Here is a 14,904-nt window from a genome sequence, read left to right on the forward strand (position 1 = left end):
CCACCGAAGCATTGCGGCCTCCACGGCCGCATACTGAGAGGAGCCCCCCGTGAAGAAGACTCTGGTCATGGCAGGTGCCATTGCCCTGCTGGCGCTGGCGGCCCCCGCGTACGCCGACGACGTCACCCACGGCAACAACGGCATCCTGAGCGGCAGCCCGATCCACCTCCCCATCACCGCCGTCGTGCCCGTCTGCGGCAACAACATCGGCATCCAGGCTGTCCCGATCAACGGCTGCCAGGGGAGCCCCAACACCGCGGTCTACAGCCGCTGAGGCAGGGAGAGCCCGGACCGCTCGCGCGCGGTCCGGGCTCTGATCCCGGCCGGTCAGTCGGCGGATGACCGGTCAGTGCACCTCCAAGAGGTCGCATCCAGGCGGGCGTCGGGTTGTCAGGACTCGGCGCCCGTCGTCGTGCGTGGACCCCTCTCCTCATCTCTTTCGACAGGGGGTGCACGATTCGTATGCCCCTGTCGCATTTGTCGTTAACTCAACGGGCGGTAAAGCGGCGGACATGCCTGACCGCGTTCGTCGGCCCGTGACATGTGCGCCGCCGCCCGCCGGTTACGCTGGTCGGCAGTGCCATCACGGTCGACAGGGGTGAGACGTCATGGACGCAGGTGATCGCCCGGCACGGCTGACCGTCGGCGTGCTCGGCGCGGGCAAGGTCGGCTCCGCGCTCGGCGCCGCCCTGGCGCAGGCGGGCCACCGGATCGTGGCCGCGAGCGGGGTCTCCGACAGGTCGCGGAGGTGGGCCGCCGACCGGCTCGGGGTCGAGCTGACGCGGCCCGACGAGGTGGTGGCCGCCGCCCAGCTCATCCTGCTGACCGTCCCCGACGACGCGCTGCCCGACCTCGTGGCCGGCCTGGCCCGTACGGGCGCCGACCTCCAGGGCAAGCTGCTCGTCCACACCAGCGGCGCGTACGGCCTGTCGGTGCTCGAACCCGCCGCCGGGGTGGGCGCGCTGCCGCTCGCGCTCCACCCGGTCATGACCTTCACCGGCCGCGACGACGACCTCAACAAGATCACCGGCATCTCCTTCGGCGTCACCGCGCCCGACATGCTGCGGCCCGTGGCCGAGGCGCTGGTGATCGAGATGGGCGGCGAGCCGGTCTGGATCGCCGAGAGCGACCGCGCGCTCTACCACGCGGCCCTGGCCAACGCCGCCAACCACATGGTCACCCTCATCGCCGAGTCCGAGGAGCTGCTCGGGCGCATCGGCGTCGAGCACCCGGGCCGGATGCTGGGCCCGCTGCTCGGCGCGGCGCTCGACAACGTGCTGCGGCTGGGCATCGCCGGGCTGACCGGCCCGGTCGTCCGCGGCGACGCGGGCACCGTGCGCAAGCACGTCGACGCGCTGATCCTGGCCGCCCCGGAGGCCGCCGACGCCTACATCGCGCTGGCCCGGCTCACCGCCGACCGGGCGCTGGCCGCGGGGCTGCTCAAACCGGAGGAGGCGGAGCGGCTGCTCGACGCGCTTGGGGGCAATATATGGACCTGACCGTCGGGTGTGGAGGGCAGCAATGGATCTGATCGTGGCCGGCAACCGGGACGACCTGGCGAAGGCGCGTGGCACGGGCAGCGTGGCGCTGGTCCCGACCATGGGCGCGCTGCACGAGGGCCACCGGTCGCTGATCAGGGCCGCCCGGGTACGCGCCGACCAGGTCGTGGTCAGCATCTTCGTCAACCCGCTGCAATTCGGTCCTAACGAGGATTTTTCCCGCTATCCCCGTACGTTCGACGCCGATCTCGACGTGTGCCGGGAGGAGGGCGTGCACGTCGTGTTCGCGCCCTCGCCCGAGGACATGTACCGCCCCGAGCGGCAAGTGAGCGTCTGCGCGGGCGAGATGGGCACGATCGTCGAGGGCGCCTCCAGGCCGGGCCACTTCGACGGCGTGCTGACGGTGGTGCTCAAGCTGTTCAACCTGGTCCGTCCCGACGTGGCGATCTTCGGCCAGAAGGACGCCCAGCAGCTCGCCGTCATCCGCCGCATGGTGGCCGACCTCGACCTGGCCGTCGAGATCGTCGGCGCGCCCACCGTGCGCGAGCCCGACGGCCTGGCCCTGTCCAGCCGCAACCGTTACCTGTCGGCGCGCGACCGCACGGTCGCGCTGGCCCTGTCCCGCGCCCTGCGGGCGGGCGCGGCCGAGCTCACCGCCGGCGCGATCCGGTCCACCGCCCGCGCGGTGCTCGACGAGGCCGGGCCCGACCTCGACCTCGACTACCTGGCACTGGTCGATCCGGCCACGTTCAAGGAGGTCGACGACGCCTACGAGGGCTCGGCCGTGCTCGCCGTGGCGGCCCGGGTGGGCGGCACCCGGCTGATCGACAACGTCGTCCTGAGCCTTCGTCGCTGATCCGCACGGCGCCCCCGGGGCATGTCCACGTCGCGGCAGGCGTTATCGTCATAGTGACGAAATCGCCTCAGTGAGGAGACCCCCATGAGTGCACCGGCGATTCCCCAGCGTCTGACGGCCCCCGAACCCGGCTGGACGGTCGAGGCGGACGTGGTCGTCGTCGGCTCCGGCGTCGCGGGCCTGACCGTGGCGCTGCGCCATGCCGAGCTGGATCCCGCGGCCAAGGTCCTGGTCGTCACCAAGGACGTGCTGTCCGCCGGGTCCACCAAGTGGGCCCAGGGGGGCATCGCCGCCGTGCTCGACCCGCGCGACACCCCCGACGAGCACCTGAGCGACACGCTGCTCGCCGGGGTCGGGCTGTGCGACACCAAGGCCGTGCGAACCCTGGTGACCGAGGGGCCGGGCGCGCTGCGGCGGCTCATCGAGCGCGGCGCCCGGTTCGACCGCACCCCCGACGGCGAGCTCCAGCTCACCAGGGAAGGCGGTCACCGGCGCCACCGGATCGTGCACGCCGGCGGCGACGCCACCGGCGCCGAGGTGCAGCGGGCGCTGGTCGAGGCGGTGCGCGCCGGATCGATCGAGGTGATCGAGCACGCGCTCGTGCTCGACCTGCTCAAGGACGCCCGCGGCCGGGCCAGGGGAGTGACCCTGCACGTCATGGGCGAGGGCGCGCGTGACGGCGTCGGCGCGGTCCTGGCGCGGGCGGTGGTGCTGGCCACCGGCGGCATGGGCCAGGTCTACGCCGCGACCACCAACCCGGTCGTGTCCACCGGCGACGGCGTGGCGCTCGCGCTCAGGGCGGGGGCGGTCGTGCGCGACATCGAGTTCGTGCAGTTCCACCCGACCGTGTTGTGGCTGGGGGAGGGCTCGACCGGCCAGCAGCCGCTCATCTCCGAGGCGGTCAGGGGCGAGGGCGCCTTCCTCGTCGACCACGAGGGCAACCGGTTCATGCAGGGCGTGCACGAGCTGGCCGACCTGGCCCCGCGCGACGTCGTGGCCAAGGCGATCACCAGGGTCATGGGCGAGACCGGCCGCGACCACGTCTTCCTCGACGGCCGCCACTTCGGCAGGGACAAGTGGGAGAGCCGCTTCCCCACCATCTACGCCGTCTGCCGGGAGCACGGCATCGACCCGGCCACCGAGCCGATCCCCGTCTCCCCGGCCGCCCACTACGCCAGCGGCGGCGTCCGCGCCGACCTGTCCGGGCGTACCTCGATCGAGGGTCTGTACGCCTGCGGCGAGGTGGCCTGCACCGGCGTCCACGGCGCCAACCGGCTGGCCTCGAACTCGCTCCTTGAGGGTCTGGTCTTCGCCGAGCGCATCGCCGAGGACATCCACCGGACGCGTCCCGAGCCGGGCGAGCCGGTCGCCGGGCGGGCCGCGACGGGCCTGGTGGACCCCAGGGCCAGGCCCAGGATCCAGGCGCACATGAGCGCCGGCGCCGGGGTGCTGCGCAGCCGCGCGTCGCTGCAGGCCACGTCGAAGGCGCTGCGCGACGCGCTCTGGACACCGGTCGAGGTGCCCGCCTGCACCGAGTCGTGGGAGGCGAGCAACCTCCTCACCGTCGCCGCCGTCCTGACCGGCGTGGCGGCGGCCAGGCTGGAGACGCGCGGCTCCCACTGGCGCGAGGACCACGAGAGCCGGGACGACAATGAGTGGCTGGGCCACCTGGACGTGACCCTGACCGAGGAGGGCCTTCGCATGACGTACACTCCGCACGGCGAGGCGATGCCGCCGCGGCTGGCGCAGGAGCTGACCGCCGCCGGGCTCGACCCGGCCGAGGTCGACGCGCTGATCGACCGCGCGCTCGAAGAGGACCTGCAGGAGGCGGGCGACGTGACCAGCCTGGCCACGATCCCGGCCGAGCAGCGTTCGGCCGCCGACGTGGTGGCCCGCAAGGACGGCGTGGTGGCCGGGCTGGCCGTGGCCGAGGCGGTCTTCCTCCGGCTGGGCGCCGGCCGCGCCGAGCGGCGGGCCAAGGACGGCGAGCGGGTGGCGGCCGGCGACGTGCTGATGACGGTCGAGGGCCCGACGCGGGCCGTGCTGACCGCCGAGCGCACCGCGCTCAACCTGCTCACGCACCTGTCCGGGGTGGCCACGCTGACCGCCAGGTGGGTGGCCGCGATCGAGGGCACGCGGGCGCGGGTGCGCGACAGCCGCAAGACCCTGCCGGGTCTGCGGTCCCTGGAGAAGTACGCCGTGCGCTGCGGCGGCGGCGTCAACCACCGCATGTCGCTGTCGGACGCGGCCCTGATCAAGGACAACCACGTGGTGGCGGCCGGCGGCGTGGCCGAGGCGTACCGCGCGGTGCGGGAGCGCTATCCCGAGGTGCCGATCGAGGTCGAGATCGACCGGCTCGACCAGCTGGAGCCCCTGCTGGACGAGGGCGCCGAGGAGATCCTGCTGGACAACTTCACGGTCGAGGACACCGTACATGCCGTACAAATCGTGAAAAGTCGGGCGAAAAACAGGGTTGCGCTTGAAGCGAGTGGGGGATTGACCTTGGAATCGGCTCGTGATGTGGCTGAAACTGGCGTTGACTACCTTGCGGTGGGAGCGCTCACCCACTCGGCGCCGGCCCTGGACATCGCACTGGATTTGCGGGGGTAATTGATGCTGCTCACGATCGACGTCGGCAACACGCACACGGTGCTGGGGCTGTTCGAGGGCGAGGACGTCATCGAGCACTGGAGGCTGGCCACCGACGCCCGCCGCACCGCCGACGAGATCGCCGTCGTGCTCCAGGGGCTGCTGGCCCAGTCACCCCTGCTCAAGGGTGCCGACATCAGCGGCATCGCCATCTGCTCGACCGTGCCGAGCGTGCTCAACGAGATGCGGGAGATGTGCCGCCGCTACTACGGCGACGTCACCGCCGTGATCGTGGAGCCCGGCGTGCGCACGGGCGTGCCGGTGCGCATGGACAACCCCAAAGAGGTGGGCAGCGACCGCATCGTGAACGCCCTGGCCGCCATCGACCAGTACGGCGGCCCGTGCATCATCGTCGACTTCGGCACCGCCACCTCCTTCGACGCGGTGTCGGCCAAGGGCGAGTACGTCGGGGCGGTCACCGCCCCCGGCATCGAGATCTCGGTCGACGCACTGGCCGCCGCCGGCGCCCAGTTGCACAAGGTCGAGCTGGTCAGGCCGCGCTCGGTGATCGCCAAGAACACGGTCGAGGCGTTGCAGGCCGGCATCATCTACGGCTTCGCCGGCCAGGTCGACGGCATCGTCGAGCGCATGGCCGCCGAGCTGGCCGACGACCCCGACGAGGTGACCGTCGTGGCGACCGGCGGCCACGCGGCGCTGGTGGTCGGCGAGTCGCGCTCGATCGACGTGCACGAGCCGTGGCTGACCCTCATCGGCTTGCGCCTGATTTATCACCGCAATACCGCTTAGAACGTGACAAGCGGCCCCCGTTCGGGACGGGGGCCGCCTGTCGGTGGTGGTGTCGCCGGCGAGGGTCACTCGTTCTCGGCGCTGTAGAGCTCGCTCCAGGGGCCGCACTTGGTGGCGAAGATGCCCTGCTCGGGAACCTGGCAGACCTTGGCCCGCAGAGTGAAGACGTCGTTCTCCTCGAAGTGGAACTTCTTGTAGCCGGGGAAGCCGCAGTACTTCTTGGCGTAGACCGTGGACCAGTCGCCGTCGGAGTCCTCGGCCTGGAACTTCACGTACGCGCACTTGCCGCCCTCGTCGTAGTCGCGGTTGTCCAGGTCGTACAGCCGGCCGGTGACGTGGACCTCGTTGGAGTCCTCCTCGTCCCACTCGACGCTGACGTGACCCTGGGCCTTGGCCAGGTGCTGCTTGGCGTACACCGGGCCCCAGTAGTCGGAGTAGTCGTCGAAGTCGGCGGTGGTGGCGCTGGCGGCCGAAGGAAGCGACAGGGCCACGGCGCTGGTGGCGGCGATGGCGAGGATGCCCGTCGCGATCTTCTTCATCATGATCTCTCCCGGAGCTCCCCTCGGGCCGGCTCCTTGCCGGCTCCCCCCGGAGCTCGTGAGTCATTGGTACAAAAGGGTCCTTGCAGCGTCCCTGCAGGGAACCGTCACGAGCGCTTGCAGTTCGCCGTATCCCCTACGCTTTGTTGTTGTGAGCGAGGAACTTCCAGAGCAGATGCGCATCCGGAGGGAAAAGCTCGACCGCCTCCGCAGCGAGGGCGTCGACCCTTACCCGGTGAACTTCCCACGCACGGCGACCAACGCCGAGGTCAAGGAGAAACACCAGGGCCTGGAGCCCGACACCGCCACCGGTGAGACGGTGGGGGTCGCGGGCCGCGTCATGCTCAACCGCGTGGGCGGCAAGCTCTGCTTCGCCACGCTCCGCGACGGCGGCGCCGACCTGCAGGTCATGATCTCGCTCGACAAGGTCGGCGAGGAGTCGCTGGCGGCCTGGAAGCGCGACGTCGACCTGGGCGACCACGTCGGCGTGACCGGCGAGGTCATCACCTCGCGCCGCGGCGAGCTGTCGATCCTCGCCGACAGCTGGCAGATCACCGCCAAGTGCCTGCGCCCGCTGCCGGAGAAGCACGTCGGCCTCACCGACCCCGAGGCACGGGTGCGCCAGCGCTACGTCGACCTCATCGTCAACGACGAGGCCAGGAAGATGGCGCGGGTGCGCAGCGCGACCGTGCGCGCGGTGCGCGACTTCTGGCACGAGGAGGGCTACCTCGAGGTCGAGACCCCGATGTTGCAGCCCATCCACGGCGGCGCGACGGCCCGGCCGTTCAAGACCCACATCAACGCCTACGACATGGAGCTCTACCTCCGCATCGCGATCGAGCTCTACCTCAAGCGGCTGGTGGTCGGCGGCGTCGAGAAGGTCTTCGAGATCAACCGCAACTTCCGCAACGAGGGCGCCGACTCCACGCACAACCCCGAGTTCACCATGCTCGAGGCCTACGGCACCTACCTCGACTACAACGACATCGCCGACCTGACGCAGCGCATGTACCAGAAGGCCGTCGTGGCCGCCCTGGACACCACCGTGGTCGTGCACGACGGCGTCGAGATCGACCTCGGCCTGGAGAAGTGGCCGCGGGTCCGGCTCTACGACCTGGTGTCCGACGCCGTGGGCGAGGAGATCACCACCGAGACCACCCTTGAGGAGCTGCGGAAGATCGCCGATCGCCGCGAGGTCCACTGGGACGCCAAGTGGGGGTCGGGCAAGCTCGTCCAGGAGCTGTTCGAGGCGCTGGTCGAGCACACGCTCGTGCAGCCGACGTTCGTCATGGACTACCCGCTGGAGACCTCGCCGCTGGCCCGTCTCCACCGCGACAACCCGCTGCTGACCGAGAAGTGGGACCTGATCGGATTCGGCACCGAGCTCGGCACCGGCTACTCCGAGCTCAACGACCCGATCGACCAGCGCCACCGGCTGGTGGAGCAGTCGCTGCTGGCCGCGGGCGGCGACCTTGAGGCGATGCAGCTCGACGAGGACTTCCTGCAGGCCCTTGAGTACGCGATGCCGCCCACGGGTGGCATGGGCGCCGGCATCGACCGGATGATCATGGCCTTCACCGGCAAGAACATCCGCGAGACCATCCTGTTCCCGCTGGTCAAGCCCACCCACTGAGCCGCCGTCCGGCGCCCCGCGCAGGTGCGGGGCGCCGGCCCGGGGCGGTCGGGGCGGTCAGGGCACCAGCACGAGCCGTCCGCGCAGGCCGCCCTCGGCCAGGCGGGCGTGGGCGTCGGCGGCCTTCTCCAGCGGGTACGTCCCGGCCACCCGTAGCGTCAGCCGTCCGGCCTCGACCAGGCGCACCAGCTCGGCGAGCTGCCGGGCGTCCGAGCGGAACAGCACGGTGGCCACGTCCGTGCCGCGCAGTGCCACCGGCGCGACCCCCGACGCGAGCGCCACGAACGCTCCGCCGTCCCGAACGGCGTCGAGCGCGGGCAGGCCGAGCACGGCCGCGTCCACCACGGCGTCCACACCGCCGGGCACCTGCGCCCGTACGGCCTCGGCCAGGTCCTCCTCGCGCGGGACGAACCATTCCGCTCCGAAGCCGCGTACCAGCTCCTCGTCCGCGGCGCCGGCGGCGGCCACCACCCTGACGCCGCGCACGGCGGCCAGCTCCACCAGGTAGCCTCCGACGGCCCCCGCCGCCCCCGTGACCAGCAGCGTGCCGCCCGGCCCTACACCGGTCCGGTCGAGCGCCTGCCAGGCGGTGAGCCCGTTCAGCGGCAGCGTGGCCGCGTGGACGGGGCTCACGTCGCGCGGCGCGCGGGCCACCGCCGGGGCGTCCAGCACGACGTACTCGGCCTGCGCCTTGTACGGCAGCTCCAGCCGCGCGCAGAGCCCCACGACCTCCTCTCCCACGCTGAAGGAGGTCCCCGGGCCCACCTGGTCGACGGTCCCCGCGGCGTCGAAGCCGATCCCGTACGAGTCGAGCTTCCTGGCCAGCCCGTACGAGGCCAGGGCCCCGGACGCCACGGCCAGGTCGAAGGGGTTGACCCCGGCCGCGGCCACCTTGATCCGCACCTGGCCGGGCCCCGCCGCCGGCAGCGGCGCGGACACCAGCCGGGGAGCGCCGGAGCCGCCGATGAGTGCACGCATGTTCGTCATGTCCGCGACCCTAGGAAGAGTTACTCTCTTTCAGTAAGTAGGCACCTGGAAGTGCGTAACACACGGCGAGGAGTGAGACGGTGGCGACCACGACGGCGGCGCAGCGGCGTGACCAGGCGAGACTCGCCTTCGACGCCTACTTCGCCGAATGCCCTTCCCGCAAGCTGCTCGACCGGCTCAGCGACAAATGGGTCACGCTGGTGCTCAGCTCGCTGGCCTCCGGCGAGCGTCGCTACAGCGACCTGGCCCGGCGCATCGCGGGGGTCAGCCAGAAGATGCTCACCCAGACCCTGCGCGGCCTGGAGCGCGACGGCCTGGTGGCGCGCCGCGTCACGCCGCAGGTGCCGGTGCGCGTCGACTACGCGCTCACCCCGCTGGGCCAGAGCCTGATGCCGCTGGTCACCGCCATCAAGGCGTGGGCCGAGGAGCACATCGAGGACGTCGAGGCCGCCAGGGAACGCTACGACGCTACCGCCTGAGCCGCACCGGCAGCCGGGCCAGCCCGCGCAGCACCACGTTCTCCTTGTACGGCGGCTCCGGATCGGCGGCCTCCATCTTCGGCGCCGCCGCGGCCAGCGCCGACAGCGCGATCTCGCCTTCCATCCTGGCCAGCGTCGCGCCCAGGCAGAAGTGCAGGCCGAGCCCGAAGGCCAGGTGGCGGCCGGGCTCGCGGCCGGGGTCGAACCGGTCGGGATCGGCGAACACGGCGGGATCGCGATTGGCCGCGCCGATCGGCACGAGCACGGCCGAGCCCGCGGGCACCGGCGTCCCGCCGAGTTCCCGGTCCTCCAGCGCGATCCTGGAGGTGAGCTGGACCGGCGGATCGAAGCGCAGCACCTCCTCCACGACCTCCCTCGGGCGCTCGGCGGCGCGGTGCAGCAGGTCGTGCCGCAGCAGGTTCAGCACGCCGTTCGCGATGAGGTTGACGGTGGTCTCGTGGCCGGCCACGAGCAGCAGCACGCAGGTCGCCAGCAACTCGGCCTCGGTGAGCTCCTCGACGTGTGCGAGTGCGCTCAGGAGGTCCTCGCCGGGACGCTCGCGCCGCCGCGCGATCAGGTGGCGGAAGTAGTCGCGGAACTCGTTCCTGGAACGCTCCGTTTCCGACATGAGGGCGTCTGTCAGCATCGGGTCAAGTCCGCGGGCAAGGGCCTCGCTCCATCCGCGGAAGCGGTCGTGGTCCTCCGGCGGCACCCCGAGCATCTCGCTGATCACCATCACCGGCAGCGGGTACGCGAAGCCGGAAATCAGCTCCGCCTCCTCCGGCAGCCGCCCGATCAGGTCGGCGGTGATCTCCTCGATCCGCGGCCTGAGACGGGCCACCATGCGCGGCGTGAACGCGCGGCTGACCAGAGCACGCAACCGGGTGTGATCGGGCGGGTCCATGAGCAGGAACGACCGGCCGGGCTGACCTGCCTCTTCCTGCGCGGGAGGGGACGTTCCGTGACCGAACCCGGGGTCGCGCAGCACGGCCGCGCACAACTCGTACGTGGTCACGACGAGCAGCCCGCCGCGCGTTCTGAAGATCGGCCCGGCGGCTCGCAGCTCGCGATATCGGACGTACGGATCGCGCACAAATTGCGGATCCGAGGGATCAAAACCCAGCACGTCGGTGGCGCTCATCGGAGGTGGAACCGGGCCGCCGAATTGATCGTTTGGACCGTTCATAGCGGACCACGGCGTGCCAACATATGCGGAGTACGTCACATATAAGTGATCATGTCAATAGCGCTGGTCAAGGGCGCCGATTGTCGCGCTTGACGACCTTTCCGCGATGCGTTTACCTTCACCGAGACGAGCGGCTTTGCTTCGCCTGAAAGGTCCGAGTTCTGCTGTTTGGGGGAGGGCTCCCGGTGGATGTGCTCACAGAAGGCGTTGAGCTGAGCCACGCGGATTTGGCGTTACTGGCCGAGCTGGCCAGGGGAGTGACGGTCGATCGGGTCGGCAGGCGGCTGGATATCAGCGGACGGACCGTACGGCGCAGGCTGAGGGGCATCTGCGACCGCATCGGCGTGGCCACGGCGATCGAGGCCGTGGCATGGGCGGCGCGCCGCCAGCTCATCTAGCGGCGCTCAGCAGGTGGCGCGCATCATCCAGTGACGCTGGGCGAAGTGGCGCTGGGCGAAGTGGCGCTGGGCGAAGTGGCGCGCGGGTCAGTCCGCGATGCGCACGCCGCCGGCGAACGGCCGCCCGCCGATCGGGGCGACCCGCACGACGTCACCCGTCCGCGGAGCGTGGACCATCATGCCGCCGCCGATGTAGATGCCGACGTGGTGCAGGTCGCTGTAGAAGAACACCAGGTCGCCGGGGCGCAGCTGGTCGCGGCTGACCTGCCTGCCGGCCGTCCACTGGTCGCCGGTGTAGTGGGGGAGCGAGATGCCCACGCGCTGGTAGGCGGCCATCACCAGCCCGGAGCAGTCGTAGGAGCGCGGCCCTTCGGCGCCCCACACGTACGGCTTGAGCTGCTGGGTGAGGGCCCACTTGACGGCCTGGGCGGCCTTGCCGTCGCCGATGACCGGCAGGTTGACGCGCACGGCCCGGGTGCCGGGACGGCCGGCCTCGCCGACGGCCCGCCGGTAGAGGTTGCTCTCGACCTTGGCGACCAGCTTGGTGATCTTCGAGCGCCTGCTCTCCAGATCGGTGACGATCTTCTGGACCTCGGCGATGCGGGTCTTGGCGCCGGCCCTGGCCCGCTCGGCGGCCTCCATGGCCCTGGCGAGCTGGTTGACCTCCTCGCCCTGCTGCTGTTCGAGCGCGTACGTGGTCGCGGCCCGGTCGAGGAAGGTCTCGGGGTCGCCGGACTGGGCGAAGGCCAGGGCCTTGTCCAGGCCACCGGTGATGTAGGCGTTCTGGGCGAGCAGCGAGGCCCTGGCGCGCTTGGCGGCCAGATCGGACTCGCTGGTGGCCAGGATCTTCTGGGCGGAGTCGTTGGCCTTCTGGGCGGCCTTCAGCCGTTCGCGCTGCTCGTTGTACTGCTCGGCCAGCGTCTCGATCTCTTCGTGCAGCTTCTCCACCTGGTCGGAGAGCTCGGAGAGCGACGGCTTCGGGTCGGCGGCGGCGGAACCGACGGGGACGGCGAACAGCATCGCGGCGACGGTCACGCCGATGACGCCGAGGCGGCGTGCGCGCCTGGCCTGCTCCTGGGGGCGGGCGTGCCTGCCCCCGGACTTCCCCGAGCGGTCGAACGTCCGCTTCACCAACCGAGCTCCTCTCATCGACGCCGGCCGGGTTAGCTGACGGGTTCGGGCCGGAGCAGCCCTACCGAGATGGTCGGATTCACCCCAAGTGGTGGCGCCAGGTGCTCGCCGCCGTTGGTTCCCCGGCTTCCCTTGCGGGAATTGGGCGTGTCTTTCCGCGCGCATTACGCGGAGAACATCGTCGCTGGACACTAATGCACTCCGGGTTCACGCTCAACCGGAACTGCCGAGTCTGTAGAGGTTTCACAACTGAAGGGTCACAAGGTGATCTCGTGGGTAGCCGTACGGAAGCGGGCTTCTGCACCTTTTGTCCAGCATTCGGGGTGCTGAGGTCTGGAGGAAAGCTCCAAGTCGGCTCGTGTTCATCTGACCACGGGATGTGATGAGATGCCCGAGACGTGGGATTTAGGGCCGAGCCGTAATGAGATCTGTACCCTGGAGAGCCATGGAGCAGGTGGCCGAAGTGGCAGTCCCCGAGACCGCGGTCGTGGTCAGGCGTGCGCGCACGCCCGACGTGCGTGCGATCAGGCGTCTCGTGGACACCTACGCGGGCGCGGGGCCGCGGCTCCTGGAGAAGGCCACGGTCACGCTGTACGAGGACGTCCAGGAGTTCTGGGTGGCCGAGCGCGGCGGGGAGGTCGTCGGCTGCGGCGCGCTCCACGTGCTCTGGGAGGACCTCGCCGAGGTCCGTACGGTGGCCGTCGATCCCGCGTGCCGGGGGCTGGGTGTGGGGCGGCGGATCGTCTCGGCGCTCGTCCGGCAGGCGAAGGATCTGGGGCTGCGGCGTGTATTCTGTCTGACTTTTGAGGTCGACTTCTTCGCGAGGCACGGTTTCCGCCCCATCCAGGGCACACCGGTCTCACCCGAGGTCTACGCCGAGTTGCTGGCCTCGTACGACGAGGGTGTGGCGGAGTTCCTTGATCTGGAACACGTCAAACCGAACACCCTTGGCAACACCCGCATGCTGCTGCATCTGACATCGGGTGACGCGGACCTTGACCACTTGGAAAGGTGATTGTTGATACCTATGTCGATACGTTGGGCAGCACAGGCATGTGTCCTGACACGTGCCACATGCGCACTCGAAGCGAGGTGACACGGTGAGCACCGGACAGCCGCCGTACCCACAGGACGATTCCGGCGAGAACCCCGAGTACGGTCAGCACCACGGCCGTCGGCCCGGCGAGCCCGACCCGGACGTGACTGTGGTCGGCTACCGGGCGGACGATGCCTTCGGCCAGCCCCCGTACGGTCAGCAGCAGCAACAGGGCTATGGCCAGCAACAGCAGTACGGCCAGCAACCACAGCAGTACGGCCAGCAGCAGGGCTACGGCCAGCAGCCCCAGTACGGCCAGCAGGCCGCCCCGGGTCAGCAGGGCTACGGCCAGCAGCAGGGCTACGGCCAGCAGCCGCAGTCCTCGGGCCAGCAGTACACGCAGCCCGGCTACGGCCAGGAGGCCCAGTACGGCCAGCAGGCCGCCTCGGGTCAGCAGGGTTACGGCCAGCAGCCGCAGTCCTCGGGCCAGCAGTACACGCAGCCCGGCTACGGCCAGGAAGCCCAGTACGGCCAGCAGGGCTACGGCCAGCAGCCCGCCTCCGGCCAGCAGCCCGCCCCCGGCCAGCAGTACGCCCAGCCCGGCTACGGTCAGCAGGCCGCCTCCGGTCAGCAGGGCTACGGTCAGGAGGCCCAGTACGGCCAGCAGGCCGCCTCGGGCCAGCAGGGCTACGGCCAGCAGCCGCAGTACGGCCAGCAGCCGCAGTCGCTACCCGACTACGGCCAGCAGCAGGGCTACGGCCAGGACGCCCAGTACGGCCAGCAGGCCGCCTCGGGCCAGCAGGGCTACGGTCAGCAGCCGCAGTCCTCGGGCCAGCAGTACGCCCAGCCCGGCTACGGCCAGCAGGCCGCCGCGGGGCAGCAGGGTTACGGCCAGGAGGCCCAGTACGGCCAGCAGGGCTACGGCCAGCAGCCGCAGTCCGACTACGGGCAGCAGCAGGGCTACGGCCAGGACGCCCAGTACGGCCAGCAGGGCGGCTACGCCCAGCAGCAGTACGGCGACCAGCAACAGGGTTACGGCCAGCAGTACGGCGACCAGCAGCAGTACGGCCAGGCATACGGCCAGCAGCAGCAGTCGCAGCCCTACGGCCAGCCCGGCTACGGCCAGCCCTACGGTCAGCCCGTCGGCGTGCAGCCTCCGGGCGCTCCGGCCCCCCTGGCGGAGTGGTGGCAGCGTCTGGTCGCGAGGATCATCGACGGCGTCATCCTCGGCGTCGTGAACTTCGTGGTCAGCCTCATCCTGGGCCTGCTCGCGGTCGGTTACGACTCGACGACCGGCCTGACCTCCGGCCTCCTGTCCGGCTTCGTCATCGGCCTCCTGTCGGCGATCGTGACGACCGCCGTCTGGGTGTGCTACGAGTTCTTCCTGACGAAGATGAACGGCCAGACGGTCGGCAAGATGGTCATGGGGATCAAGGTCGTGCCGGTGGGCCAGGCCCTGCCTCCGGGCGGGCTCGCGTCCGACCTGGCGATCAAGCGCGCCGGCGTCACCTGGGGCGGCTACATCCTGAGCTGGATCCCCTTCCTCGGCCCGCTGCTCGCCTGGGCGTGCGTCGCGGTCAACGGCGCCTCGCAGCTGTGGGACAAGCCACTGCAGCAGACGTTCGCGGACAAGTTCGCGGGCACGGTGGTCGTGAAGATCAAGTAATCCCGCGTCAGCGTAAAACAGGGGCCGGCTTCCCGCCGGCCTCTGTTTTGTGTGTGCGGGGCGTACCAATATGGGGGGTACGACCGCCGACCGCGTGA

Annotated in this window: 14 protein-coding genes and 1 riboswitch; of the genes, 10 read left to right on the forward strand and 4 right to left on the reverse strand. The window is 70.6% G+C overall.

Features of this window, described 5'->3' with window-relative positions; all coding sequences use genetic code 11:
- Nucleotides 1–49 precede the first annotated feature (49 nt).
- From AB0C33_RS24130 to AB0C33_RS24150, 5 genes are all read left to right on the forward strand, one after another.
- Complete coding sequence (locus AB0C33_RS24130; RefSeq protein WP_352358570.1) at nucleotides 50–274, forward strand: chaplin family protein; 225 nt, start codon at nucleotides 50–52, stop codon at nucleotides 272–274.
- Nucleotides 275–608: 334 nt separating this feature from the next.
- Nucleotides 609–1,499: a DUF2520 domain-containing protein gene (locus AB0C33_RS24135; protein WP_358291572.1), complete on the forward strand. Its 891-nt coding sequence runs from the start codon at nucleotides 609–611 to the stop codon at nucleotides 1,497–1,499.
- 22 nt (nucleotides 1,500–1,521) lie between these two features.
- Nucleotides 1,522–2,355 (forward strand): pantoate--beta-alanine ligase, encoded by an 834-nt coding sequence (gene panC / locus AB0C33_RS24140; protein WP_358291574.1) that lies wholly within the window; start codon nucleotides 1,522–1,524, stop codon nucleotides 2,353–2,355.
- Between the two features lie 84 nt (nucleotides 2,356–2,439).
- Nucleotides 2,440–4,965 (forward strand): L-aspartate oxidase, encoded by a 2,526-nt coding sequence (locus AB0C33_RS24145; protein WP_358291576.1) that lies wholly within the window; start codon nucleotides 2,440–2,442, stop codon nucleotides 4,963–4,965.
- Between the two features lie 3 nt (nucleotides 4,966–4,968).
- Complete coding sequence (locus AB0C33_RS24150) at nucleotides 4,969–5,751, forward strand: type III pantothenate kinase (protein ID WP_352318636.1); 783 nt, start codon at nucleotides 4,969–4,971, stop codon at nucleotides 5,749–5,751.
- Nucleotides 5,752–5,816: 65 nt separating this feature from the next.
- Here AB0C33_RS24150 and AB0C33_RS24155 read toward each other — a convergent pair whose 3' ends face one another.
- A complete protein-coding gene (locus AB0C33_RS24155; protein ID WP_358291578.1) occupies nucleotides 5,817–6,293 on the reverse strand; it encodes a hypothetical protein in 477 nt (158 codons plus the stop codon).
- Nucleotides 6,294–6,441: 148 nt separating this feature from the next.
- Here AB0C33_RS24155 and lysX point away from each other — a divergent pair, with 148 nt between their 5' ends.
- The gene (gene lysX / locus AB0C33_RS24160; protein WP_352358581.1) at nucleotides 6,442–7,923 is read left to right on the forward strand and encodes a bifunctional lysylphosphatidylglycerol synthetase/lysine--tRNA ligase LysX; all 1,482 of its coding nucleotides are present in this window, start codon (nucleotides 6,442–6,444) and stop codon (nucleotides 7,921–7,923) included.
- Nucleotides 7,924–7,980: 57 nt separating this feature from the next.
- Here lysX and AB0C33_RS24165 read toward each other — a convergent pair whose 3' ends face one another.
- Nucleotides 7,981–8,910: an NADP-dependent oxidoreductase gene (locus AB0C33_RS24165; protein WP_358291580.1), complete on the reverse strand. Its 930-nt coding sequence runs from the start codon at nucleotides 8,908–8,910 to the stop codon at nucleotides 7,981–7,983.
- An 80-nt stretch (nucleotides 8,911–8,990) separates the two neighbouring features.
- Here AB0C33_RS24165 and AB0C33_RS24170 point away from each other — a divergent pair, with 80 nt between their 5' ends.
- On the forward strand, nucleotides 8,991–9,389 hold the full coding sequence (locus AB0C33_RS24170; RefSeq protein WP_358291582.1) for a helix-turn-helix domain-containing protein: 399 nt from the start codon (nucleotides 8,991–8,993) through the stop codon (nucleotides 9,387–9,389).
- On the opposite strand, the gene AB0C33_RS24175 is transcribed toward AB0C33_RS24170, so the two are convergent.
- Nucleotides 9,379–10,482, reverse strand: a complete 1,104-nt coding sequence (locus tag AB0C33_RS24175) for a cytochrome P450 (protein ID WP_358291584.1) — start codon at nucleotides 10,480–10,482, stop codon at nucleotides 9,379–9,381. The two genes, AB0C33_RS24170 and AB0C33_RS24175, sit on opposite strands and share 11 nt — an antisense overlap.
- Nucleotides 10,483–10,760: 278 nt before the next feature.
- Between AB0C33_RS24175 and AB0C33_RS24180 the strand changes: the two genes are divergently transcribed.
- Nucleotides 10,761–10,973, forward strand: a complete 213-nt coding sequence (locus AB0C33_RS24180; protein ID WP_132597751.1) for a LuxR C-terminal-related transcriptional regulator — start codon at nucleotides 10,761–10,763, stop codon at nucleotides 10,971–10,973.
- An 87-nt stretch (nucleotides 10,974–11,060) separates the two neighbouring features.
- Here the strand turns inward: AB0C33_RS24180 and AB0C33_RS24185 are convergent, their stop codons facing one another.
- The gene (locus AB0C33_RS24185) at nucleotides 11,061–12,104 is read right to left on the reverse strand and encodes an NlpC/P60 family protein (protein WP_358291586.1); all 1,044 of its coding nucleotides are present in this window, start codon (nucleotides 12,102–12,104) and stop codon (nucleotides 11,061–11,063) included.
- Nucleotides 12,105–12,110: 6 nt separating this feature from the next.
- Nucleotides 12,111–12,262: riboswitch (cyclic di-AMP (ydaO/yuaA leader) on the reverse strand.
- A 287-nt stretch (nucleotides 12,263–12,549) separates the two neighbouring features.
- Between AB0C33_RS24185 and AB0C33_RS24190 the strand changes: the two genes are divergently transcribed.
- Complete coding sequence (locus tag AB0C33_RS24190; protein WP_358291588.1) at nucleotides 12,550–13,119, forward strand: amino-acid N-acetyltransferase; 570 nt, start codon at nucleotides 12,550–12,552, stop codon at nucleotides 13,117–13,119.
- 85 nt (nucleotides 13,120–13,204) lie between these two features.
- A complete protein-coding gene (locus AB0C33_RS24195; protein ID WP_358291589.1) occupies nucleotides 13,205–14,806 on the forward strand; it encodes an RDD family protein in 1,602 nt (533 codons plus the stop codon).
- Nucleotides 14,807–14,904 lie beyond the last annotated feature (98 nt).

Origin of the sequence: Nonomuraea sp. NPDC048881 (assembly GCF_040649795.1) — a bacterium.
Taxonomy (GTDB): Bacteria; Actinomycetota; Actinomycetes; order Streptosporangiales; family Streptosporangiaceae; genus Nonomuraea.